The sequence below is a fragment of the Pseudomonas sp. BCRC 81390 genome (assembly GCF_030341915.1).
GTDB lineage: Bacteria > Pseudomonadota > Gammaproteobacteria > Pseudomonadales > Pseudomonadaceae > Aquipseudomonas.
In genome coordinates, this window is sequence record NZ_JATAAG010000006.1 from 1 (window position 1) to 22,596 (window position 22,596).

Below are 22,596 nucleotides of genomic sequence, written 5' to 3' on the forward strand. Positions count from 1 at the left end.
ATACAAGGTCAGGGCGAGCCCGCCTTCAGGAGCGGTCGGCCTCCCCGGAAGTGCTTCTTCAGCCGAACGAGCATAACCTCTCTCGCCAGGCCAGACACAACATACAAGGAGCGGGCTTGCCCCGCGAACACCGGCGCAGCCGGTGCCATCCTCCGCGTCGCCTGCTTCGCGGGGTAAACCCGCTCGCACAGGGATTGCATTTCAGCTTGGACTTGCGCCCGGGTTCAGCACCAGCTGCATGAAGGTCAGGTCCAGCCAGCGGCCAAATTTCACCCCCACCTGCGGCATCTGCCCGGTCACCACGAAGCCCAGGCGCTCATGAATGCGCACCGATGCCGCATTGCCACTCTCGATGGCGGCCACCATCACATGCTTGCCGCAGTCACGCGCACGCTCGATCAATGCCGCCATCAACACCGGCCCCAGTCCCTTGCCACGCTGATCGCCACGGACATACACCGAATGTTCCACGGTATGGCGAAAGCCCTCGAATGGCCGCCAGTCGCCAAACGAGGCATAGCCGAGCACGCCGCTGTCGTCCACCGCTACCAGGATCGGGTAACCCTGCTGCGCCCGTGATTCGAACCAGGCCTGGCGGTTGCCCAGGTCCACCGGGGTTTCGTTCCAGATCGCCGTGGTGTTGCGCACCGCGTCGTTGTAGATGTCGAGGATGCCCGGCACGTCGGCAGGCAGGGCATCGCGGATTTGGTGAATCATGGCAGCATCTCGCAGGTTCGTTGTGCGCAGGTTAAATGGTTACCAGCCCGCGCACACCTTCCGCCTGCATGTTTTCGCCACGGCCACGCTGGATGATCTCGCCACGGGCCATCACCAGGTATTGGTCGGCCAGCGCCTCGGCGAAATCATAGAACTGCTCCACCAGCAGGATGGCCATGTCGCCACGTTCGGCCAAGCGGCGGATGACCGTGCCGATTTCCTTGATCACCGAGGGCTGGATGCCTTCGGTCGGCTCATCGAGGATCAGCAGGCGCGGGCGGCTGGCCAGGGCTCGGCCGATGGCCAGCTGTTGCTGCTGGCCGCCGGACAGGTCGCCGCCACGGCGTTGCTTCATCTGCTCGAGTATCGGGAACAGTTCATAGATGAACGCCGGCACATCGCGTGCTTCGCGAGCGGGGAAGCGCGACAGGCCCATCAGCAGGTTTTCCTCGACGCTCAGGCGCGGAAAGATCTCGCGGCCCTGGGGTACGTAGGCGATGCCGGCATGGACCCGTTGCTGGGGCTTGAACGCGGTGATCGGTTTGCCTTCCCATTCGATGCTGCCGTCGCGCGCGGGCACCAGGCCCATCAGGCAACGCAGCAGGGTGGTCTTGCCCACGCCGTTGCGGCCCAGCAGGCAGGTGACTTCACCGACCCTGGCTTCGAAGGACAGGCCGCGCAGGATGTGGCTGCCGCCGTAGTACTGGTGCAGGGTGTCGATCTTGAGCATGTGTGTAATCCTGAAATTGTTGCCGTGCCTGTGCCGGCCCTTTCGCGGGTAAACCCGCTCCCACAAAAACTGCGCAGTTCTTCAGGCCTGTGCCGTACCTGTGGGAGCGGGTTTACCCGCGAAGAGGTCGGCACAGACAGCAAGGTCTAGCGGCCCAGGTACACCTCGACCACCCGCTCATCCGCCTGCACCTGCGCCAGCGACCCTTCCGCCAGCACACTGCCCTGGTGCAGCACGGTCACATGGTCGGCAATGCTGCCGACAAAGCCCATGTCATGTTCCACCACCATCAGCGAATGCTTGCCGGCCAGGCCCTTGAACAGCTCGGCGGTGAACTCGGTCTCGGCGTCGGTCATGCCGGCTACCGGCTCGTCCAGCAACAGCAGTTGCGGCTCCTGCACCAGCAGCATGCCGATCTCCAGGAACTGCTTCTGCCCATGCGACAGCAGGCCCGCCTGGCGCTGGGCCAGGGGCAGCAGGCGCAAGGTGGCCAGCACTTCCTCGATACGCTGGCGTTGTTCAGCACCGAGCCGCGCCGTCAGGCTGGCCCACACCGACTTGTCGGTCTTCAGTGCCAGCTCCAGGTTCTCGAACACCGTCAGTGCCTCGAACACCGTGGGTTTCTGGAACTTGCGGCCGATGCCGGCCTGGGCGATCTGGTATTCGCTCATGCGGGTCAGGTCGAGGGTGTCGCCGAAGAAGGCGCTGCCAGTGTCGGGCCGGGTCTTGCCGGTGATCACGTCCATCATCGTGGTCTTGCCGGCGCCGTTGGGACCGATGATGCAGCGCAGTTCGCCGACACCGATGTACAGGTTCAGCGCGTTGAGGGCCTTGAAGCCGTCGAAGCTGACGCTGATGTCTTCAAGGCTAAGCACCGTGCCATGGCGCATGTCCAGGCCAGCCTTGCGGCTCTGGCCCAGGCCGATCGCATCGCGGCCGCTGCCGAGGGTGTCGAACACAGGTTCGAGCATGAATTCCGGGTGGACCGGGGGTACGCCTCTCATGGCTGACTCCTTTTCTTCAGCAGGCCCACCACACCTTTGGGCAGGTACAGGGTGACCAGGATGAACAGCGCGCCGAGGAAGAACAGCCAGAACTCCGGAAAGGCCACGGTGAACCAGCTTTTCATGCCATTGACCAGGCCGGCGCCGAGCAGTGGGCCGAGCAGCGTGCCGCGGCCACCCAGGGCTACCCACACGGCGGCTTCGATGGAATTGGTCGGCGACATTTCGCCAGGGTTGATGATGCCTACCTGCGGCACGTACAGCGCACCGGCCAGGCCGCACAACACGGCACTGAGCACCCATACCAGCAGCTTGAAACCGCGCGGGTCGTAGCCGCAGAACATCAGGCGGTTCTCGGCATCGCGCACCGCAGTGAGCAGGCGGCCGAACTTGCTGCGGGTCAGGCCCCAGCACAGGTACAGGCTGGCCAACAACAGGCCGACGGTGAGCAGGAACAGCACGGCCCGGGTGCCCTGGGCGGCGATGTCGAAACCGAGGATGGTGCGAAAGCTGGTGAAACCGTTGTTGCCACCAAAGCCGGTCTCGTTGCGGAAGAACAGCAGCATGCCGGCGAAGGTCAGGGCCTGGGTCATGATCGAGAAATACACACCCTTGATGCGTGAACGGAAGGCGAACCAGCCGAATACCAGCGCCAGCAGCCCGGGTGCCAGCACTACCAGGCACAGGGCCCAGGCGAAATGCTGGGTGCCGGCCCAGTACCAAGGCAGTTCGCTCCACGAAAGAAAGGTCATGAACCCCGGCAGGCCGTCACCGGCGGCCTGCCGCATCAGGTACATGCCCATGGCGTAGCCGCCCAGGGCGAAGAACAGGCCATGGCCCAGCGACAGCAGCCCGGCATAGCCCCAGACCAGGTCCAGCGCCAGGGCCACGATGGCATAGCAGAGGATCTTGCCGACCAGGGTCAAGGTGTAGGCCGACACCTGCAGGGCATGCTCCGCCGGCAACAGCGACAGCAGCGGCAAGGCCACCAGCAGCAGGACGACGAGCACGCCGATGGCCAGCGACAGGCGTGGCCCGGCCTTTTGCGTAGCAGTGACAAGCAGTGGCTGGTTCATCAGTCGATTACCCGTCCCTTGAGGGCGAACAGGCCTTGCGGGCGTTTCTGGATGAACAGAATGATCAACGCAAGGATGAGGATCTTGCCGAGCACGGCACCGATCTGCGGCTCCAGCAGTTTGTTGGCGATGCCAAGGCCGAACGCTGCCCACAGGCTGCCGGCCAGCTGGCCGACACCGCCCAGCACCACCACCAGGAACGAGTCGATGATGTAGCTCTGGCCGAGGTCGGGGCCGACGTTGCCGACCTGGCTCAGGGCTACGCCGCCCAGCCCGGCGATGCCCGAGCCAAGGCCGAAGGCGAGCATGTCGACGCGCCCGGTGGACACCCCGCAGCACGCCGCCATGTTGCGGTTCTGGGTGACCGCACGCACGTTCAGGCCCAGCCGCGTGCGGTTGAGCAGCAGCCAGGTAAGCAGCACCACGGCGAGGGCAAAGCCGATGATCACCAGGCGGTTGTACGGCAGCACCAGATTAGGCAGCAGCTGGATGCCACCGGAAAGCCAGGCCGGGTTGCTGACTTCGACGTTCTGTGCGCCGAACAGCAGGCGGATGGCCTGGATCAGGATCAGGCTGATGCCCCAGGTGGCCAGCAGGGTTTCCAGGGGACGGCCGTAGAGATGGCGAATCACCGTGCGCTCCAGCGCCATGCCGACCCCGGCGCTGACAGCGAAGGCCACCGGCAGGGCGAGCAGCGGGTAGAACTCGATGGCGCCGGGGGCGTAGCGCTGCAGCAGCACCTGGACCATGTAGGTGCTGTAGGCGCCGAGCATGAGCATTTCGCCGTGGGCCATGTTGATCACCCCGAGCAGGCCGAAGGTGATGGCCAGGCCCAGGGCCGCCAGCAGCAGGATCGAGCCCAGTGACAGGCCGCTGAACGCCTGGCCGAGCAATTCGCCGACCAACAGCTTGCGCTGCACCTGGGCCAGGCTGGTTTCAGCGGCGGTGCGCACGCCCGGGTCGGTTTCCGCGCCCGTTTGCAACAGCGCTTCGAGGCGGGTGCGCGCCAAGGGGGCGCCGGTTTCGCCGAGCAGGCGCACGGCAGCCAGGCGTACCGCCGGCTCGCTGGCGCCGAGTTGCAGGTTGGCCAGCGCCAGGCCGAGGGCGGCGTGCACGGCGGCGTCCGGCTCAGTGGCGAAGCGTCGGTCAAGGAATGCCATTTGTGCCGGCTGCGCGCTCTTTTGTAACTGTTGGGCGGCGGCCAGGCGTGTGGCGCTGTCATCGCTGAGCAGCTGGTGGCTGGCCAGGGCGTTGTCGATCAGGCCGCGCAGGCGGTTGTTCAGGCGCACCTTACGGGTGTCGTCGGCGCCGATGCGGCCTTGGCGCAGGTTCTGCAGCAACGGCAGGCGCGCGGCATCCGGCTGCGCCGCCCAGGTTTCGAGCAGGCGGGCCTGTTCGGCGGGTTTGGCGCTGAAGAAGAATTCGCCCTCGTTGGCCTGGGTGGCCAGGGGTAGTAGCAGGAGCAGGGTGAGCAGCAGTCTGAGCATGCGGGCAATCCTGGAAATCGGGGTTGGATTCTTCGCGGGCATGCCCGCTCCCACAGGTACAGCAGAGGGCCCTGTGGGAGCGGGCGCGCCCGCGAATAGGCTGCAAAGCAGCCCCAATGCACTCAGTTACCTTTCACTGCATAGTCAGGCCGCTTGTCATTCCCCGGAATGAACGGGCTCCAAGGCTGCGCCCGCAGCGGCTGTTCGGTTTCCCACACCACGCTGAACTGGCCGTCATCCTGGATCTCGCCGATCATCACCGGCTTGTGCAGGTGGTGGTTGGTCTTGTCCATGGTCAGGGTGAAGCCCGAGGGGGCCTTGAAGGTCTGCCCGGCGAGTGCCTCGCGCACCTTGTCGACGTCGGTGGACTTGGCCTTCTCGGCGGCCTGGGCCCACATGTGGATGCCGACATAGGTGGCCTCCATCGGGTCGTTGGTCACCGCCTTGTCGGCACCCGGCAAGCCCTTGGCCTTGGCGTAGGCCTTCCAGTCGGCGACGAACTTCTGGTTGACCGGGTTATCCACCGACTCGAAGTAGTTCCACGCCGCCAGGTGGCCGACCAGCGGCTTGGTGTCGATGCCGCGCAGCTCTTCCTCGCCAACCGAGAACGCCACCACGGGCACGTCGGTGGCTTTCAGGCCCTGGTTGGCCAGCTCCTTGTAGAACGGTACGTTGGAGTCGCCGTTGACGGTGGAGATGACCGCGGTCTTGCCGCCGGCGGAGAACTTCTTGATGTTGGCGACGATGGTCTGGTAATCGGCATGGCCGAACGGGGTGTAGACCTCTTCAATGTCCTTGTCGGCCACGCCCTTGCTGTGCAGGAAGGCGCGCAGGATCTTGTTGGTGGTGCGCGGGTAGACGTAGTCCGTGCCGAGCAGGAAGAAGCGCTTGGCGCTGCCGCCGTCTTCACTCATCAGGTACTCGACGGCCGGGATGGCCTGCTGGTTAGGCGCGGCGCCGGTGTAGAACACGTTCGGCGACATCTCTTCGCCTTCGTACTGCACCGGGTAGAACAGCAGGCCGTTGAGTTCCTCGAACACCGGCAGCACGGATTTGCGCGACACCGAGGTCCAGCAGCCGAACACCACCGCGACCTTGTCCTGGGTGAGCAGCTGGCGGCTCTTTTCAGCGAACAGCGGCCAGTTGGAAGCGGGGTCGACCACCACCGGTTCGAGCAGCTTGCCATTTACACCGCCCTTGGCGTTGATCTCGTCGATGGTCATCAGCGCCATGTCCTTGAGCGAGGTCTCGGAAATCGCCATGGTCCCGGACAGCGAATGCAGGATGCCGACCTTGATGGTCTCGGCGGCCTGGATACTCCAGCTCAGACCCATCGCGGCGATAGATGCGCTGAGGGTAAAGGCCTTGATCAGACTGCGACGCTTCATGTGCTCTCTCCGCTGAGTTTTTTTAGGGTGTTGGGCAGGCGGGGAGGGGTGTTGCAAGGGGTGTGCCTAACGGCGGAAGGTGCGCAATAGAGGGGATGTGCGAGGTGTTGGGGCGTGGGTTGGATCCAGCTTGGTGCCTGGGCGACTGGTGTGCACAGGATTGGGGCTGCAACGCAGCCCCCGACGCCATCAGCCGTTACGCACCGCCGTGCGCGGATGGCGCTTGCTGCGCACGAACTGGTAGGTCACCGCCAGCAGCACGAACCAGATCGGCGTCACCAGCAACGCCGAGCGTGTGTCTGCCTCCAGGCTCAGCAGCACCAGGATGAAGGCAAAGAACACCAGGCACACGTAGCACATGAAACGCCCGCCGGGCATCCTGAATTTCGACGCCTGGTGCAGCGCCGCGCGGTGCTTGCGGTACTGCAGGTACGACAGCAGGATCAAGGTCCAGACGAACATGAACAACACCGCCGAAACGGTGGTGATCAGGGTGAATGCCTCGATCACGTTGGGCACCAGGTAGATCATCACTGCACCCAGCGTCAGGCAGGTGCACGAGAAGTACAGCCCGTTGGCCGGCACCGAGCGGCTCGACAGTTTCTCGAACGCCCCGGGTGCATCACCTTCCTGCGCCAGGCCATATAGCATGCGGCTGGTGGAGAACACGCCGCCGTTGGCCGACGAGGCTGCCGAGGTCAGCACCACGAAGTTGATGATGCTGGCAGCAGCCGGCAGGCCAGCCAGCACGAACAGCTCGACGAACGGGCTCTTGCCCGGCACCACGTCGCGCCAAGGGGTCACGGCCATGATCGCGATCAGGGCCAGTACGTAGAACATGATGATCCGCACCGGGATCGAGTTGATCGCCCGTGGCAGGGTGCGTTCCGGGTTCTTCGCTTCGGCGGCGGTGGTGCCCACCAGCTCGATACCGACGAAGGCGAACACGGCGATCTGGAACCCGGCGAAGAAGCCCATCAGGCCGTTGGGGAACATGCCGCCATCGTTCCACAGGTTGGCCAGTTGCGCAGTGCGCCCGCTGGGCGATGTGAAGCCGCTGATGACCATGTACAGCCCGGTCGCGACCAGGCCGAGAATGGCGACGATCTTGACCAGGGCAAACCAGAACTCCAGCTCACCGAACATCTTCACCGTCACCAGGTTGAGCGAAAGCAGTACGCCCACGCAGGCCAGTGCCGGGATCCACTGTGGCAGCTCGGGGAACCAGAACTGGGTGTAGGCGGCGATGGCGACCACGTCGGCGATGCCGGTGACTACCCAGCAGAACCAGTAGGTCCAGCCGGTGAAATAGCCGGCCCAGGGGCCCAGCAGGTCGGCGGAGAAGTCGATGAACGACTTGTAGTTGAGGTTCGACAGCAGCAGTTCGCCCATCGCGCGCATGACGAAGAACAGCATGAAGCCGATCAGCATGTAGACGAAGATGATCGACGGCCCGGCCAGGCTGATGGTCTTGCCCGAGCCCATGAACAGGCCGGTGCCGATGGCGCCGCCGATGGCGATCAGCTGGATGTGCCGGTTGGTCAGGTTGCGTTGCAGGTGCTGGTCTTCAGCAGGAGGGGAAGAGGTCCGGGTCATTGGCTGCATTCCATTGAGGGTCAGTCTTTTTGTGAAAGCCGAGTAGGCTAACACGGGCGTCCCAATTCGGGGCGCGACAGATCGACACGACCTTTGTGGAGCGCTTACTGGCCTCTTCGCGGGGCAAGCCCGCTCCCACAGAGCTCGTAGCGCTACGGACTTTGTGGGAGCGGGCTTGCCCCGCGAAGAGGCCAGTGAGACCACTGCCAGGGTCAGGCGCTGGCCAATACCCGACGGCGTCGCATCACCAGGCGGTCCACAAGCCACATCACCACCATCGACAACCCAACCAGCGGGAACACCACCCCCAGCAGCACCATCACACCAACTGCCGCCTTCCAGCGCGGCAGGTCATGGCGCAGCGGCGGCACCCCCAACCCTCCGGCCGGCCGGCGCTTCCACCACATCACCAGCCCGCTCACCGAGCCCAGCAGGATCATCAGGCACACCAGCAGGATGATGGCCTGGTTCAGCGCCCCGAACATCTTGCCTTCATGCAGCATCACCCCCAGCTCGGTGGCCCGCGCCACCGGGCTGTAGTCCTGCCAGCGCACATCGGCCAGGACCTTGCCGGTGTACTGGTCGACATGCAGGGTGGCGTCGTTGCGTGGATCGTCGGCAAACACCGCGATGGTGAATACACCGTCAGCTGTGGTCGGCAGGGTAATGCTGTAACCCGGCTCGACCTGGCGCGCGCCGGCGATGTCCTCGACCTGTTGCACGCTCACCTGCGGTGTCGCGGGCTGTTCCGACATCATGTGATGCCCGGCGTGTTCGGCGTGCGCACCGGACTGCGGCATTGGCGTGTTCTCCACTGCCCAAGGCACCGTCTGGCGGTGCGCGTTGTTCAGTTCGCCCGCCTGCTGGTCGGACTTCGGCACGTCGTTCCACATGGCCGCCGGAAAACGGTTCCACAGATCGGCGTATTGCTTGCCCCACAGGCCGGTCCAGGTCATGCCGCTGAGCAGCATCAGCAACAGCAAGGCCGAGCCCCAGAAGCCCGTCACTGCATGCAGGTCGCGCCACAACAGACGGCCGCGCGCCGATAGCCGTGGCCACAATACGCCAGCGCCGTTGCGCCCGCGTGGCCACCACAGATACAGGCCGGACACCACCAGTACGATGCCCCAGCCCGCAGCCAGCTCCACCAGCCGGTCGCCGAGCGTGCCGACCATCAGTTCACCGTGCAGGGCCCGGGCAATGGCCTGCAGGTTCTGCTTGCCGTCCTGCGCGCCAAGGATCCTGCCGCTGTAAGGGTCGACGAACACGTTCAGTTCCCGCCCGCCGTCATGCACCACGAACTGCGCGCTACGTTCGGCGTTCAGCGGCGGCAGGTACTGGCCGACGTGACCCTTGGGATAGGCCTGGCGCACTTCGGCCAGCATCGTGTCGGCGCCCTGCCGATGGTGGCCGGCTTCGACCACCATCAGGTCGCGGTACAGCAGCGGGTCAAGTTGCGGCTTGAACAGGTAGATGATCCCGGTAACCGCCAGCAGGATCATGAACGGGGCCACGAACAGCCCGGCATAGAAGTGCCAACGCCAGGCCAGGTTATAGAAATTGACGCGTGTCCCTCTCATGGGAACCTCCAGTTTTACCCGCTGAAGGGCGCAACACCGGTTGCGCCCGCGGTTGTTGTCAGAAGCTGAAATCGACCTTGGTCCAGAACGTCCGGCCTGGCTCGGCCACCGGTTGTGGGTCTGCGGCCGGGTAGCCGAACCCGGCGTTGCCGGCCAGGTTCAGGTGCTCGGCGTAGGTCTTGTCGAACAGGTTGTCGAGCCCGGCGCTGAGCTTGAAGTAGTTGCTGACCTTGTAGGCACCATTGAGCGAGAACACACCGAATCCGGCGCTGTTGTCGTAGTCCTTGCCGACCACGTTGCCCTGGTTCTCGGCGATGCGGTTCTGCGCCGCCACCAGCCGCCACAGTGCCCCCACGCTCCATGCATCGCGGCTGTAGGTCAGGCCCAGGCGGCTCTCAAGAGGCGGCATCTGCGGCAGTGCCGTACCGTCACTGCTGTTTTTGCCCCAGGCGTAGGCCAAGGTAGCGTCGGTCTTCCAGTGGTCGGTCAGCTGGTAGGCCGCCCCCAGTTCGCCACCCATGATGCGGGCGTCGATGTTCTGTGCCTGCGAAGTGCTCATGCCCATCATGCCGCTGCGATAGTCGAACAGGATGTAGTCGCGGATCTGTCCGACATAGCCCGAGGCCCAGGCCTCAAGGCGTTCGGTGCGGTACTGGATACCGAAGTCGAGCTGGGTGGTCTTCTCCGGCTTGATACCGTCGAAGGCGTTGGCCGCACCGGGTGGTGCCAGCTTGGGCGAGAACAGCTCCCAGTAGTCGGGGAAACGCTGGGCATGGCCAAGGCCGACATAGGTGGTGGCCGGGATGGCTGCCAGGTCGTGCTCGTAGCGGACAAAACCGCTCGGCAGGGTGTCGGCGCGGGTGTCACCGTTGGTCGCGCTGTTTGCGCGGAAGTCGCGGGCCGAGGCGCGGTCCAGACGGGCACCGGTAATCAGGCGGTCTTCACCGCTGACATACCAGGTCAGTTCGCCAAAGACGCCGTAGTTGTGGAAGTCGGCGTCCTTGGTCCAGGCCTGGCCCTTGTGCGCGTCAACACCCATGCCGCCGCGTTTGCGATGTTCGTTGGTCTGCGCGTCGATGCCGCCGATCAGCTGCACATCGGCCCAGCGCCAAGTGGCCTTGAGGCGCGCGCCCAGGGTGCGGCGATCGACGTTGCTGACCATCGGCATGCTCATCATGCCGCTGCCCGAAGGCGTGCGCAGGCTGTAGTTGTCCATCACGTGGTCGGCATAGTTGTAGTAGACCTGCGCCTCGACCTTGTCGAGCACCTCGCCGAGGTTGGACTTTTCAAAGCGCAGCCCCAGGCTTTCGCGCTTGAACTGCGAGCCGTCCATGCCGCGCCCGGCATAGCGGGCCTCACCGTCGCCCTTGCCGGCGGTGAGTTCCAGCAAGGTGTCCTCGTCGGGTGTCCAGCCGAGGGCAACATCGCCGTTCCACTTGTCCCAGCGGGATGGCACGGTGTTGTCGCTGCCGTCGTGGTAGTCATCCGAGCGCGACTGGTTGCCGATGAAGCGGGCATAGGCCTGGCGGTTGCCGGCGGCGGCGTCCAGTACCTTGTCGAAGCGGCCGTTGGAGCCGGCCAGCAGGCTGGCGTTGACCCGGCTGCCGAGGCTGCCGAACCGCTCCGGCTCGCGTTCGAAGAGGATCGTGCCTGCCGAACCGCCCGGCCCCCAGATCACGCTTTGCGGGCCTTTGATCACGGTCAGGCGGTCGTAGGTTTCCGGTGAAATGTACGAGGTGGGCGCGTCCATACGGTTCGGGCAGGCGCCGAGCATCAGCCCGCCATTGGTGAGGATGTTCAGGCGTGAGCCGAACATGCCGCGTAATACCGGGTCGCCGTTGGTACCGCCAGCGCGGATGGCGGAAAAGCCCGGGATGGTTTTCAGATAGTCGGCGCCATCGCTGGCCGGCACTGGCTGGCGCGGGTCTTTGGGGTTGGTGACCACGGTCAGCGGCGAACTCGGGGCCACGGCGGTGATGACCGTCGGGCTCAGCTCAGGTGCGTCGTGGGCATGGCCTTCATGGCCTGGTTCTGCGGCCAGTGCTACGGGCGCGAGCAGCGAGCCGCATACGGCGGCGAGGGTCCCACGCAGGGACAAGGCAAAAACAGGGGTGCAGCCGGACATAATGATTCCAGTCGATCAGTCATGAGTCAGCACGAAGCCTCCTGGCTTCGGGCAAGAAAAAGTGTGGTCAGACGTTGATCGAGAAGGGCGGGGCGCGGCTGCGCGCGCCGGGGAATACAGCCTGCCGGGCATGGCCCTGGCGCGTGGGAGCAAGCAGTTGGGTGGTGGGAACGACACTACCGGCGCAGAGCGGGCTGAAGGCCTGCGGCAGGGCTGGGCAGTTGAACAACAGGCTGCAATAACCGCATTTTTCCCACAGCACATGCAGCTGGCCATCGCCAGCCTGGCCGTGATGGGTGTCGCCAGCATGCTGATGACCGGCTGCCATCGGCATGTCCATCGGCATGCTCATGCCGGCAGCGTGGTCCATCGGCATCGACTGGGAAATCAGCGGGCCGATGAAGATCATCCACATGGCGAACAGGCTCAGCCATACGCCACCGGCGCGCCTGCGTTCAGGGCGGGTGGTACGGCTGGAGCTGTGGCGCGGCAGGCTCATGGCGAGTGCCTGTCAGCGTGTGTCAGTGCGCGTGTTCGTGGGCTTGCGGCGGGTCCGCTGGCGCCTGCTTCTGCACAGCCACTTCAACGGTGATGTCGCCGGCCTTTTCGAAGTGCAGGGTCAGCGGGAAGCGCTTGCCATCAGTGAGCAGGCTACGGTCCGTGGGCTGCATCAGCATCACGTGGTAGGCGCTGGGGGCAAAGGTCAGGTCCTTGCCGGCGGGTACCACCACGCTGGGTACCTGCTGCATCTTCATCGCGCCGCTGGCACTCATGGCATGTTCGTGCAGTTGCGCATCATCAGTGATCGGGCTGTCGACAGCGAGCAGGCGGTCGTCGGCCTGGCCATTGTTGTGGACCACGAAGTACGCCGCGACGTTGGGCGCGTTGGGGGGCAACTGCAGCGACCAGGGATGGGCGATATGCAGGTCGCCCACGCTGTATTCGTGGGCATTGGCAAAGGCGCCGGGCAGCAGCAGGGCGACCATGACGAGGGCGTGCTTGAGCATGGTGAATCTCCGTTTCTGTTCAGGTTCAGGCAGACAGCGTGATGAACTCAGGCCAGCGGAGAGGCACGGGGGTTTAGTGCCGGCCAGAGCTGGCGCGGCGTGGGTTGATTGTCGGCAGCAGGTGGCGGCAGCCCGGCGAAGCGTATCGGCGGGTTGTGCAACTGCGGCGGGTAACTGGGCAGGGCCAGCAGCGGCGCGGCGCCAGAGCAGCACCAGCAATTCATCAGGCTGGCGCTATCGTCGCTCTGCGGGCCGAGGTCGATCTTGGCCAAGGCCTGGACGTCGACCTTGGCCTTGTTGGCCATGCTGGAACAGAAGGCCCCCCACAGCAGCTGCTCGGCCGGGCCCTTGGGCGCAGCAGAGGACAGCGGCATGGCCAGCAGGTTGAACAGCACTGCGAGGCAGGCTATCCAGGCGATGTGCCGACGTGGGGGCATGGAGAGATCCGGTCAGGAATCGTGGTGACTATTGTACGACCGAGTATAGGTAAAAATGACGGGGTGCGGTGAAGTGACGCAGGCGGCTGGTTTCGGGAAGTGGATCGCCGCATGGTCAAACATGTACGGTCCTGGTGGGAGCAGCTGTCTTGCTCAAATGTCCAAAGCCGGCGTTATTCCTGGACTGCCCCCAAGGGTTGGATTGGTGTCCAACTTCTTGGGGGCAGTCCATTCCTGTGGGAGCGGGCTTGCCCCGCGAACACGGGCGAAGCCTGTGCCATCCACTGCGTCGCCTGCTTCGCGGGTAAACCCGCTCATGCAGGTACTGTGCTGGCTTCGAGTTTACACTACACCTGTGGCAGCGGCCTTGCGTCGCGAAAGGGGCGCCAAGCGCCCCGGCATGTTCAAGCCTTGCCACGCCCCATCAACCCGCGCACGGTCTCTTGCAGGTCCGCTGGCAGCACCACCACCTTGGCGTTGCTGCTGCCCGCCAGGTTCTCCATGGCCCCGACATAACGTTCGCCCAGCAGGTACATGGCCGGTACGGTCTCGTTGCCCACCGCGTCCTTGACCAGGGTGATCGCCCGCGCCGACGCCTCGGCCAGGCTGACCTGCGCTTCGGCATCCAGCCTGGCCGCCTGCAGGCGTGCTTCGGCCTCGAGGATCGCTGCCTGCTTGGCGCCTTCGGCGCGGGTCACGTCGGCCTTGCGCTCACGCTCCGCGGCCGCCTGGCGCTCCATGGCCAGTTGCATGTTCTCGGACGGCTTGATGTCCTGGATTTCCACCGAACGCACGGTTACGCCCCAGTCTTCGGTCTGCTCGGACATGGCCTCGCGCAGGCGCGCCTTGATCTGCTCGCGGCTGGACAGCGCTTCGTCCAGGTCCATGGCACCGACGATGGCGCGCAGCGAGGTCATGGTCAGGCTGGTGACGGCGAACGAGAAGTTCTGCACGCCGTAGGACGCCTTCTGCGGGTCGACCACCTTGGCGAAGCACAGGGCGTTGGCGACGATCACCGCGTTGTCGCGGGTGATGATTTCCTGCTCTTGCACATCGAGGATGATGTCCTTGGTCGGCAGGCGGTAGGCGACCACGTCCATGTAGGGGATGACGATGTTCAGGCCGGGCTTGAGCGTGCTGTGGTAACGGCCCAGGCGCTCGACGATCCATTCCTCGCCCTGGGGCACGATCCGCACCCCCTTGAACACGGTGATCAGGACGAACAGGGCGATGGCGGCGACGACGATGAGGCTGGTCATGGTGCGCAATTCCTTTTGATACAGGTTCAGGCCCGGATGACCCGGGCGGTATTCCCCTCGATGGCGGTAAGGCGTACCCGCTCGCCGGCGGCGATCTCGCTGTCGGCGACGCAGGTCCATTCTTCGTTGCCGAGTACCGGCTTCTGGAAGCGTACCCGGCCTTTGTGGAACTCCGAGACGGCAGCGGTCAGCAGCCCGACTTCACCGATCACGCTGTCTGCTGTCCAGCGCACGTCCGGCTTGCGCCGGAACAGCTTGAACCATAGCGCCGTGGTGACTGACGAAAGCAGCACCCAAAGCAGCACCTGCATGTCCAGCTGCAGGCCGGGAGCAGCCAGCGAGATGAGCGAAACCAGCACGGCACCAATACCGAACCAGAGGATGAAGAACGTCGGCAGAACCAGTTCGAGCAGCATCAGCGCGATGCCGAAGACCAGCCAGATCCACCATTGCATGTCCATATGGGTAGCGCCTTCCAGAGGGAGAAGGCGAGTTTATGGCAACAGTGCGGCGGAGGGCCACCCGAAGCCTTGAAAGAAAAGCCCGAAATGGCTGTAGGATTTCTTCTGAAGAGTGACGCTGCTACAGGTCGAGTGCTGCGGCCAGGTCAGCCAGCGATTCGAATACCCGGTCTACACCAGGCAGCACCGGGCGCTTCAGCACCAGCACCGGCAGGCCCAGCTCCCGCGCCACCTCCAGCTTCGGCTCGGTCGCCACGCTGCCGCTGTTCTTGCTGATCAGCACGTCGATGCCACGACGCTGGAACAAGGCCCGCTCAGCGTCGATATGGAACGGCCCACGCGCGCCAATCACTTCACAGCGCTCGTTGCCAGGGCACGCTTCCAGCGCGCGCAGGGTCCAGAACTGCCCGGGCGGAATTTCAGCCAGGTGCTGCAGCGGCTCACGCCCCAGGGTGAACAGCGGCCTGCGAAACGGCTTGAGAGCGTCGATCAACCCGGCCCAGTCGTCGACCTCGCGCCAGTCGTCCCCCGGCTGTGCCTGCCAGGCCGGGCGGCGCAATGCCCAGCAGGCGACACCGGCACTGCGTGCCGCGATGGCGGCGTTGCGGCTGATCTGCGCGGCGTAGGGGTGGGTGGCATCGATCAGCAAGCTGATGGCCGCCTCGCGCAGGTAGCCCGCCAGGCCCTCGGCACCGCCAAAGCCGCCAACCCGAACCTGGCATTGCAGGTCCTGCGGCACCCGGCCGATGCCGGCCAGGCTGTAGACGTGCTGCGGGCCGAGGCGGCGGGCCAGGGCCAAGGCTTCGGTGATGCCGCCCAGCAGCAGGATGCGCCGGTTCATTGCACACCCGCCCGGCCGACGATGCCGCCCTGGCGGTCGATGGCGAACACTTCCACCTGCACCTGGGCCGGTACGACGCTGCGGGCGAAGGCCAGGGCATGGGCGCACACCGCATCGCCCAGTGCAATGCCAGCGGCATGCGCCAGCGCCAGGGCCTGCTGGCTGGTATTGGCGGCCCGGATTGCCGCCTGCAGCGCTTCGTCAGCACCACTGTCTGCAGCCCAGCCGGCCAGTTGCGGCAAGTCGATGCTGGAGTGGCGGCTGTGCAGGTCCATGTGCCCGGCGGCCAGCTTGCTGATCTTGCCGAAGCCGCCACACAGGCTCAGGCGCGCTACCGGCACCTTGCGCAGGTGCTTGAGCACCGCGCCGACGAAGTCACCCATTTCGATCAGGGCGATTTCCGGCAGGCCGTAGACCCGGCGCATGGTGTCTTCGCTGGCGTTGCCGGTGCAGGCGGCAATGTGCGTGTAGCCATTGGTGTGGGCGACGTCGATGCCCTGGTGGATCGAGGCGATGTAGGCCGCACAGGAAAACGGCCGGACGATGCCGCTGGTGCCGAGGATCGACAACCCGCCGAGGATTCCCAGGCGCGGGTTCATGGTTTTCAGCGCCAGCTGTTCACCGCCCTGCACATTGACGGTGACCTCGAAGCCACCGGTATAACCGCATTCGTCCGCCAGGCTTTGCAGGTGTTCGCTGATCATGCGCCGCGGCACCGGGTTGATGGCCGGCTCACCCACGGCCAGCACCAGCCCCGGGCGGGTCACGGTACCCACGCCGGTGCCGGCGACAAAGCGGATGCCCGCTTCGTCCAGCAGGCGCACCTGGCTGTAGAGCAGGGCGCCGTGGGTCACGTCCGGGTCGTCGCCGGCATCTTTGAGCGTGCCTGCCTCGGCGCTGTCACCGTTCAGCCGGCAGAACTCCAGGCGCATCTGCACTACCTTGCCCTTGGGCAGGGTGATATGCACGGCATCACTGCCTGTGCCGCTCAGCAGCAGGCGAGCGGCAGCCAGGCTGGTGGCGGTGGCGCAGCTACCGGTGGTCAGGCCGCTGCGCAGGGGCGCAGGCTGTTCGCGGGTTTCTTCACGCATCGGCGGGCTTCACGACCTCCAGCAGGGTGATCGGCAGCGCCTGGCGCCAGGTGTCGAAGGCGCCCAGTGGCTGGGCATGCGCGACGTGGAGGCGGGTCAGCTCACCGCCGTGGCGTTCGCGGAACTGCGCCAGGGCCAATTCGCTCTGCAGGGTCACTGCGTTGGCTACCAGGCGGCCGCCGGGGCGCAGGCTTGCCCAGCACAGCTCGAGCACGCCCTCGCGGGTGACACCGCCGCCGATGAAAATGGCATCGGGCTGTTCCAGGCCTTGCAGTGCTGCCGGGGCCTTGCCGCGAATCAGTTGCAGGCCGGGGACCCCCAGTGCATCGCGGTTGTGTTCGATAAAGCCCTGGCGACCCTCGTCGGCCTCGATGGCCAAGGCGCGACAGGCGGGGTGGGCGCGCATCCATTCGATACCGACCGAGCCGCAGCCCGCGCCGACGTCCCACAATAGTTCGCCGGGCTGTGGCGCCAGGCGGGCGAGGGTGATGGCGCGGACATCGCGCTTGGTCAGCTGGCCGTCGTGGCGGAAGGCGTTGTCCGGCAGCCCGGCGAGGCGGTGCAGGCGAGGGGCGTGGAGGGCAGCCCGGCATTCGATGGCCACCAGGTTGAGCGCAGCGACCTGGGCATGTGGCCAGTCCTCGGCGGAGCCGGACAATTCACGTTCCGCTGCCCCGCCCAGGTGCTCGAACACCCGCAACCGGCTTGGCCCGAAGCCACGCTCGCGCAGCAGCGCGGCAATTGCCGCCGGGCTGTCGCCGTCGTTGCTCAGCACCAGCAGGCGCACGCCACCGTGTAGCTGGGCATTCAGTGCAGACAGCGGGCGGGCGACCAGCGACAGCACCTGCACATCCTGCAGTGGCCAGCCCAGGCGGGCGGCGGCCAGGGCGCAGGACGAAGGCATTGGCAGCACGTGCATTTCTGCATCAGGCACTTGGCGCGCCAGGCTGGCGCCGACGCCGTAGAACATCGGATCGCCGCTGGCCAGCACGCACACCGGCTCGCCGCGCAGGGCCAGCACCGGGGCGAGGGAGAACGGGCTCGGCCAGCCCAACCGCTCGCCGGCCACGCAGCGTGGCAGCAGGGCCAGCTGGCGCGGGCTGCCGAAGATCCGCGCCGCGCCCAGCAGCGCGCGCCGGGCCTGCTTGCCCAGGCCGCTGAAGCCGTCTTCGCCGATGCCTACTACTGTCAGCCAGGGTGTCATGTATACCTCTTGAGGATCTTGGAGGCCGCTGCGCGCCCCAAGAATTTCAGCGCAAACTCGAATGATGCGCGACCACCGGCTTTTCATGCCGCCGGACAAAGCAGGCATAATACCGCGCCTTCTACACTCAAGCGCATTTTCACAGACTGCCGGATGCCCCATTGACGCAGGCCCATACCCCTCATGTAGCGCCCCGCCCCTCGGCCTGTCCGGGGTTGTGGCGTATCGTCAGTGCCCGGGATGGCGGTATTTGCCGCATCAAGCTGGCGGGCGGCCTGTTATTGGCTGACCAGGCCGACGCGGTGGCGATGGCAGCCGAGCGTTTCGCCGGCGGTGTGATCGAGGCCACCAATCGCGGCAACCTGCAGATCCGCGGCATCGGCAGCGACCCCCACGGCCTGGTCGAGACTTTGCTCGCAGCCGGCCTGGGCCCGCGTGAGGCCGCCGGCGACGATGTGCGTAACCTGATGCTCAGCCCGCTGGCTGGCCACGATCCGGCCATGCTGCTGGACGCTCGGCCGCTGGCCGGGCAGATCCTCGGCCTGCTGGAAGGTACCCCGCGCTTTCATCAGCTGTCGGCCAAGTTCGCCGTGCAGCTGGATGCCGGCGAGCGCCTGGCCATGCTCGAACATCCCCATGACCTGTGGCTGTCGGCCCTGCACCTGGAGCAGCAGGCCTGGCTGGCGTTCGGCCTGGCGGGCTGCCCGGCTGACGGCCAGGTGCTCGGCGCGGTGCCACTGGAGCAGGGCCTGATACTGGTGCGTGCCGTGCTGGAGCGCTTCCTCGATCTGGCCACCCCGGCCCAATCGCGCATGCGCCAGTTGCTCGAAGCGTGTACGCCAGGCGACTTCATCGACGGCCTTGGCCTGGCCATCCGCCGCGATGCCGCCGTGCTTGGCTGGCGACGTGAAGCGTACAACGCCTCGTGGCTGGGTGTGCTGCCCCAGGCGCAGGGGCTGGCCTTGGGCGTTGCCCCGCCGCAGGGCCGCCTGACCCCGGCCATGCTGCGCGGGGCGGCCCGTGTCGCCCGTGAACTGGGCGATGGCAGCCTGCGCTTGAGTCCCTGGCAGAGCCTGGTGCTGACCAATGTCCAGGCGCATGCCGTCAGCCAGGCCCAGGCCGCCCTGTCCGCCTTGGGTCTGCTGTGCCACGACCAGGAGCCGCTTGCGCGTATCCGCGCCTGTACCGGCAGCAGTGGCTGCGCCAAGGCGCTTGGCGAAACCAAGGCCGATGCCGTGACCCTGGCCGCACTGCTCGGCCCGGGCGCGCCCGGCAGCGTGCATTTGTCCGGTTGCCCCCGATCCTGCGCCGTGGCCCATGTTGCCCCGGCCACCCTGCTGGCCCGCTCGCCCGGCCGTTATGACCTGTACTTGCGTGACGCAAGCCAGCCTGGCTTCGGCGCATTGCGCGCCACCGACCTTACCTTGAATGAAGCAGGCGCCATGCTCGACCTGCCGACGGAGCACCTTGATGATTGACTACATCCGCGATGGCCAGGAGATCTATCGCAATTCCTTCCGGATCATCCGTGAGGAAGCCCGACTCGAGCGGATTCCCGCAGACCTCGAAAAGCTTGCCGTGCGCGTGATCCACGCCTGCGGCATGGTCGAAGCCATCGATGGCCTGCAGTTCTCCGAAGGTGCCGGCCGCGCCGGGCGTGAAGCGTTGCAGAGGGGGGCGCCGATCCTGTGCGATGCGCACATGGTGGCCGAAGGCATCACCCGGGCACGCCTGCCTGCCGACAACAAAGTGATCTGCACCCTGCGTGACCCGAGCGTGCCGGGCCTGGCGAAAGACGCCGGCAATACCCGCTCCGCCGTGGCCCTGGAGCTTTGGCGGCCGTACCTGGAAGGCAGCGTGGTGGTGATCGGCAATGCCCCCACTGCGTTGTTCTACCTGCTGGAAATGCTCGACGCCGGCGCCCCCAGGCCGGCGTTGATCCTCGGCTTCCCGGTTGGCTTCGTCGGCGCCGCCGAGTCCAAGGCGATGCTCGCCGCTGACAGCCGTGGCGTGCCGTTCGTGATCATGCAGGGCCGCCTGGGCGGTAGCGCGATGGCCGCTGCTGCGGTCAACGCCCTGGCCACGGAGGTGGAATGATGGCGCCGCGTGGACGTCTGCTCGGCCTGGGCGTTGGCCCTGGCGACCCTGAACTGATTACCCTGAAAGCCCTGCGCCTGCTGCGTGAAGCGCCGGTGGTCGGCTATTTCGTGGCCAAGGGCAAGCGCGGCAATGCCTTCGGCATCATCGAGGCGCACCTGCAGCCCGAGCAGACCCTGCTGCCGCTGGTGTACCCGGTCACTACCGAAGCCCTGCCGGCGCCGCTGTCCTATGAACAGGTGATCAGCGACTTCTATGACGAGGCCAGCGTACAAGTAGCCGAGCATCTGGATGCCGGCCGCGACGTGGCGGTGATCTGCGAAGGTGACCCGTTCTTCTACGGTTCCTACATGTACTTGCACGACCGCTTGGCGCAGCGTTACGAGGCCGAAGTGATTCCCGGCGTCTGTTCGATGCTCGGCGGTGCCTCGGTACTGGGCGCGCCGCTGGTGTATCGCAACCAGAGCCTGTCGGTGCTGTCCGGCGTGTTGCCCGCCGAAGAGCTTCGGCGCCGCCTGGCCGACGCCGATGCGGCGGTGATCATGAAGCTTGGCCGCAACTTCCCCAAAGTGCGCGATGTGCTGGCTGAACTGGGCCTGGACGGCCGCGCGCTGTATGTCGAGCGGGCGACCATGGCCAACCAGAAGATCGTGCCGCTGGACCAGGTCGACCCGCAGTCGTCGCCATACTTCTCACTGATCATCGTGCCGGGTGAAAAATGGCAGGGCTGAACACGCACATGGTTCCGGCGATCGTCATTCTGGGCCAGGGCAGCCTGGCCACGGCGCAGCGTATCCGGCAATGTTATCCACAAGCGTCGATCCACGGCCTCGAAGGCCGGGTCGAAGGCGCCGACCTTTCCTACAGTGCGTTCGGCGACACCCTGCGTGCGCTGTACCTGCAGGACACGCCGATCATTGCCCTGTGCGCCGCAGGGATCGTGATCCGCAGTCTGGCCAGCCTGCTCAGCGAGAAGGGCGTGGAACCACCGGTCCTGGCGGTGGCTGAAGACGGCAGCGCCGTGGTACCGCTGCTCGGCGGCCTGGCTGGCGTGAACCGGATGGCGCGCGAAATCGGCGAAGCGTTGGGCGTTGCTGCGGCGATCACCACCAGTGGCGAACTGCGTTTCGGTACCTGCCTGCTGAGCCCGCCGCAGGGCTATGCGCTGGCGGATATCGAGCAAGGCAAGCGCTTTGTTTCCGACCTGCTGGCTGGCGAAACGGTGCGCATCGAAGGAGATGCGCCGTGGTTGCAGCAGGCACAGCTGCCTGCCAGTGACGAGGCCCGGCGTACCATCCATGTGGGGCATCAGGCGCGTCCAGCCAGCCGCAACGAACTGCTGATTCACCCGCGTTCGGTGGTAGTCGGTGTGGCAGGCGGCGATCTGCACAGCATTCGCGCCGCCTTGCAGCAGGCCGGTATCGCGGAGCCTTCGCTGGCCTGTGTGCTGGCGGATGAACAAGCCATGGCCGATAGCGCACTGCACGAGGCCGCGCGAGCGTTGGGCGTTGCCTTGCGTTTTGCCGCCAAGCCGCAGGATGTAGCCAGCATGCTGGCCGAAGCGTTGCCAGATGCGCAACTGATCGAGGTGGCCGACATAGTCGTCGCGGTGGCACCTGCACCGGTCGAGGTGGCGCAACTCGGCCGTCGTCGTGGGCGCCTGGCGGTGATCGGCCTGGGCCCGGGCGCTGCCGAACTGATGGTACCGGCGGTCAAGGCCGAGTTGGCGCTGGCCGAAGATGTGCTGGGTTACGAAACCTACGTACGCATGGCCGGCCCGTTCCGTGACGATCAGGTGCTGCACTGCACCGACAACCGCGAAGAGATGCAGCGCGCCCGGCATGCTTTCGAACTGGCGGCCCAGGGCCGTTCGGTGGTGGTGGTGTCATCGGGCGACCCGGGCGTTTTCGCCATGGCGGCTGCGGTACTGGAAGCGCTGCACGAGTCCAGCGACCCTGCCTGGCATCGCGTTGACCTCGAGATCCTGCCGGGGGTATCGGCCTCGCTGGCGACGGCCGCGCAGGCAGGGGCGCCACTGGGGCATGACTTCTGCGTGATGTCGCTGTCGGACAACCTCAAGCCCTGGTCGATCATTGAAAAGCGCTTGGACCTGGCGGCGCAGGCCGACCTGGTGCTGGCGTTCTACAACCCGATTTCCAAAGCCAGGCCGCATCAACTCGGTGTGGCCCTGGACGTGGTACGTCGGCACCGTGAGGGGAATACGCCCGTAGTCCTTGGCCGCGACATCGGTAGGCCGGGGCAGACGCTGAAGGTAGTCACGTTGGCCGAGCTGGTGCCAGAAATGGTCGACATGCGCACCATGGTGCTGGTCGGCTCCTCTACAACCTGCGTGTTTCCTCGCCTGTCTGGCGGGGTGTGGGCGTACACGCCACGCTGGTACCCCTCGGCCAGCTGATTGCTGCGGAAACCCTTCAGTGCGCTGCATCGCCAGCGCGCTGGCTAAGGTGGTTGCCCCCTGAACCGAGGGTAACCACC

General features: G+C 65.8%; 21 protein-coding genes. 4 read left to right on the top strand and 17 right to left on the bottom strand.

Features of this window, described 5'->3' with window-relative positions:
* Nucleotides 1-201 precede the first annotated feature (201 nt).
* The 17 genes from QSV36_RS03005 to cbiE all read right to left on the bottom strand — a co-directional run bounded on the left by QSV36_RS03005 (nt 202) and on the right by cbiE (nt 18,003).
* Complete coding sequence (locus QSV36_RS03005; protein WP_289129691.1) at nt 202-717, bottom strand: GNAT family N-acetyltransferase; 516 nt, start codon at nt 715-717, stop codon at nt 202-204.
* Nucleotides 718-748: 31 nt separating this feature from the next.
* A complete protein-coding gene (gene urtE, locus QSV36_RS03010) occupies nt 749-1,447 on the bottom strand; it encodes an urea ABC transporter ATP-binding subunit UrtE (protein ID WP_289129693.1) in 699 nt (232 codons plus the stop codon).
* A 146-nt stretch (nt 1,448-1,593) separates the two neighbouring features.
* A complete protein-coding gene (urtD, locus tag QSV36_RS03015; protein ID WP_289129694.1) occupies nt 1,594-2,451 on the bottom strand; it encodes an urea ABC transporter ATP-binding protein UrtD in 858 nt (285 codons plus the stop codon).
* Nucleotides 2,448-3,527, bottom strand: coding sequence for an urea ABC transporter permease subunit UrtC (gene urtC, locus QSV36_RS03020; RefSeq protein ID WP_289129696.1), 1,080 nt, complete (start codon nt 3,525-3,527; stop codon nt 2,448-2,450). The genes urtD and urtC overlap by 4 nt, the downstream gene beginning before the upstream one ends.
* On the bottom strand, nt 3,527-5,014 hold the full coding sequence (gene urtB, locus QSV36_RS03025) for an urea ABC transporter permease subunit UrtB (protein WP_289129699.1): 1,488 nt from the start codon (nt 5,012-5,014) through the stop codon (nt 3,527-3,529). Before urtB ends, urtC begins: the two co-directional genes overlap by 1 nt.
* Before the next feature lie 122 nt (nt 5,015-5,136).
* Nucleotides 5,137-6,402, bottom strand: a complete 1,266-nt coding sequence (urtA, locus tag QSV36_RS03030) for an urea ABC transporter substrate-binding protein (RefSeq protein ID WP_079229882.1) — start codon at nt 6,400-6,402, stop codon at nt 5,137-5,139.
* A 189-nt stretch (nt 6,403-6,591) separates the two neighbouring features.
* Entirely contained in the window at nt 6,592-7,998 is a 1,407-nt protein-coding gene (gene cycA, locus QSV36_RS03035) for a D-serine/D-alanine/glycine transporter (RefSeq protein WP_289129701.1), read from the bottom strand.
* A 212-nt stretch (nt 7,999-8,210) separates the two neighbouring features.
* Nucleotides 8,211-9,578 carry a PepSY-associated TM helix domain-containing protein gene (locus QSV36_RS03040; RefSeq protein WP_289129704.1) on the bottom strand — a complete coding sequence of 456 codons (1,368 nt, stop codon included), beginning with the start codon at nt 9,576-9,578 and terminating at the stop codon, nt 8,211-8,213.
* 58 nt (nt 9,579-9,636) lie between these two features.
* Nucleotides 9,637-11,703, bottom strand: coding sequence for a TonB-dependent copper receptor (locus QSV36_RS03045; protein WP_289129707.1), 2,067 nt, complete (start codon nt 11,701-11,703; stop codon nt 9,637-9,639).
* Nucleotides 11,704-11,770: 67 nt separating this feature from the next.
* Nucleotides 11,771-12,202 (bottom strand): DUF2946 domain-containing protein, encoded by a 432-nt coding sequence (locus QSV36_RS03050; RefSeq protein ID WP_289129709.1) that lies wholly within the window; start codon nt 12,200-12,202, stop codon nt 11,771-11,773.
* Nucleotides 12,203-12,224: 22 nt separating this feature from the next.
* Nucleotides 12,225-12,710: a copper chaperone PCu(A)C gene (locus QSV36_RS03055; RefSeq protein WP_289129711.1), complete on the bottom strand. Its 486-nt coding sequence runs from the start codon at nt 12,708-12,710 to the stop codon at nt 12,225-12,227.
* Nucleotides 12,711-12,757: 47 nt separating this feature from the next.
* Nucleotides 12,758-13,147, bottom strand: coding sequence for a DUF2946 domain-containing protein (locus QSV36_RS03060; protein ID WP_289129713.1), 390 nt, complete (start codon nt 13,145-13,147; stop codon nt 12,758-12,760).
* A 404-nt stretch (nt 13,148-13,551) separates the two neighbouring features.
* Complete coding sequence (locus QSV36_RS03065) at nt 13,552-14,406, bottom strand: SPFH domain-containing protein (RefSeq protein WP_225779396.1); 855 nt, start codon at nt 14,404-14,406, stop codon at nt 13,552-13,554.
* A gap of 26 nt (nt 14,407-14,432) precedes the next feature.
* Nucleotides 14,433-14,867: an NfeD family protein gene (locus tag QSV36_RS03070; protein ID WP_289129718.1), complete on the bottom strand. Its 435-nt coding sequence runs from the start codon at nt 14,865-14,867 to the stop codon at nt 14,433-14,435.
* Nucleotides 14,868-14,988: 121 nt separating this feature from the next.
* Complete coding sequence (locus tag QSV36_RS03075; protein WP_289129721.1) at nt 14,989-15,708, bottom strand: cobalt-precorrin-6A reductase; 720 nt, start codon at nt 15,706-15,708, stop codon at nt 14,989-14,991.
* Nucleotides 15,705-16,799: a cobalt-precorrin-5B (C(1))-methyltransferase gene (locus QSV36_RS03080; protein WP_289129724.1), complete on the bottom strand. Its 1,095-nt coding sequence runs from the start codon at nt 16,797-16,799 to the stop codon at nt 15,705-15,707. The genes QSV36_RS03075 and QSV36_RS03080 overlap by 4 nt, the downstream gene beginning before the upstream one ends.
* On the bottom strand, nt 16,792-18,003 hold the full coding sequence (gene cbiE, locus QSV36_RS03085; RefSeq protein WP_289129725.1) for a precorrin-6y C5,15-methyltransferase (decarboxylating) subunit CbiE: 1,212 nt from the start codon (nt 18,001-18,003) through the stop codon (nt 16,792-16,794). Before cbiE ends, QSV36_RS03080 begins: the two co-directional genes overlap by 8 nt.
* Before the next feature lie 146 nt (nt 18,004-18,149).
* On the opposite strand from cbiE, the gene cobG reads away from it, so the two are divergent.
* From cobG to cobJ, 4 genes are read left to right on the top strand one after another with little or no spacing between them, the layout of a single operon-like run.
* The gene (cobG, locus tag QSV36_RS03090) at nt 18,150-19,481 is read left to right on the top strand and encodes a precorrin-3B synthase (RefSeq protein ID WP_289129865.1); all 1,332 of its coding nucleotides are present in this window, start codon (nt 18,150-18,152) and stop codon (nt 19,479-19,481) included.
* The gene (locus QSV36_RS03095) at nt 19,474-20,100 is read left to right on the top strand and encodes a precorrin-8X methylmutase (protein WP_289129727.1); all 627 of its coding nucleotides are present in this window, start codon (nt 19,474-19,476) and stop codon (nt 20,098-20,100) included. The genes cobG and QSV36_RS03095 overlap by 8 nt, the downstream gene beginning before the upstream one ends.
* Nucleotides 20,097-20,831, top strand: a complete 735-nt coding sequence (locus QSV36_RS03100; RefSeq protein ID WP_289129730.1) for a precorrin-2 C(20)-methyltransferase — start codon at nt 20,097-20,099, stop codon at nt 20,829-20,831. The genes QSV36_RS03095 and QSV36_RS03100 overlap by 4 nt, the downstream gene beginning before the upstream one ends.
* On the top strand, nt 20,819-22,516 hold the full coding sequence (cobJ, locus tag QSV36_RS03105) for a precorrin-3B C(17)-methyltransferase (protein ID WP_289129732.1): 1,698 nt from the start codon (nt 20,819-20,821) through the stop codon (nt 22,514-22,516). The genes QSV36_RS03100 and cobJ overlap by 13 nt, the downstream gene beginning before the upstream one ends.
* Nucleotides 22,517-22,596: the final 80 nt, after the last annotated feature.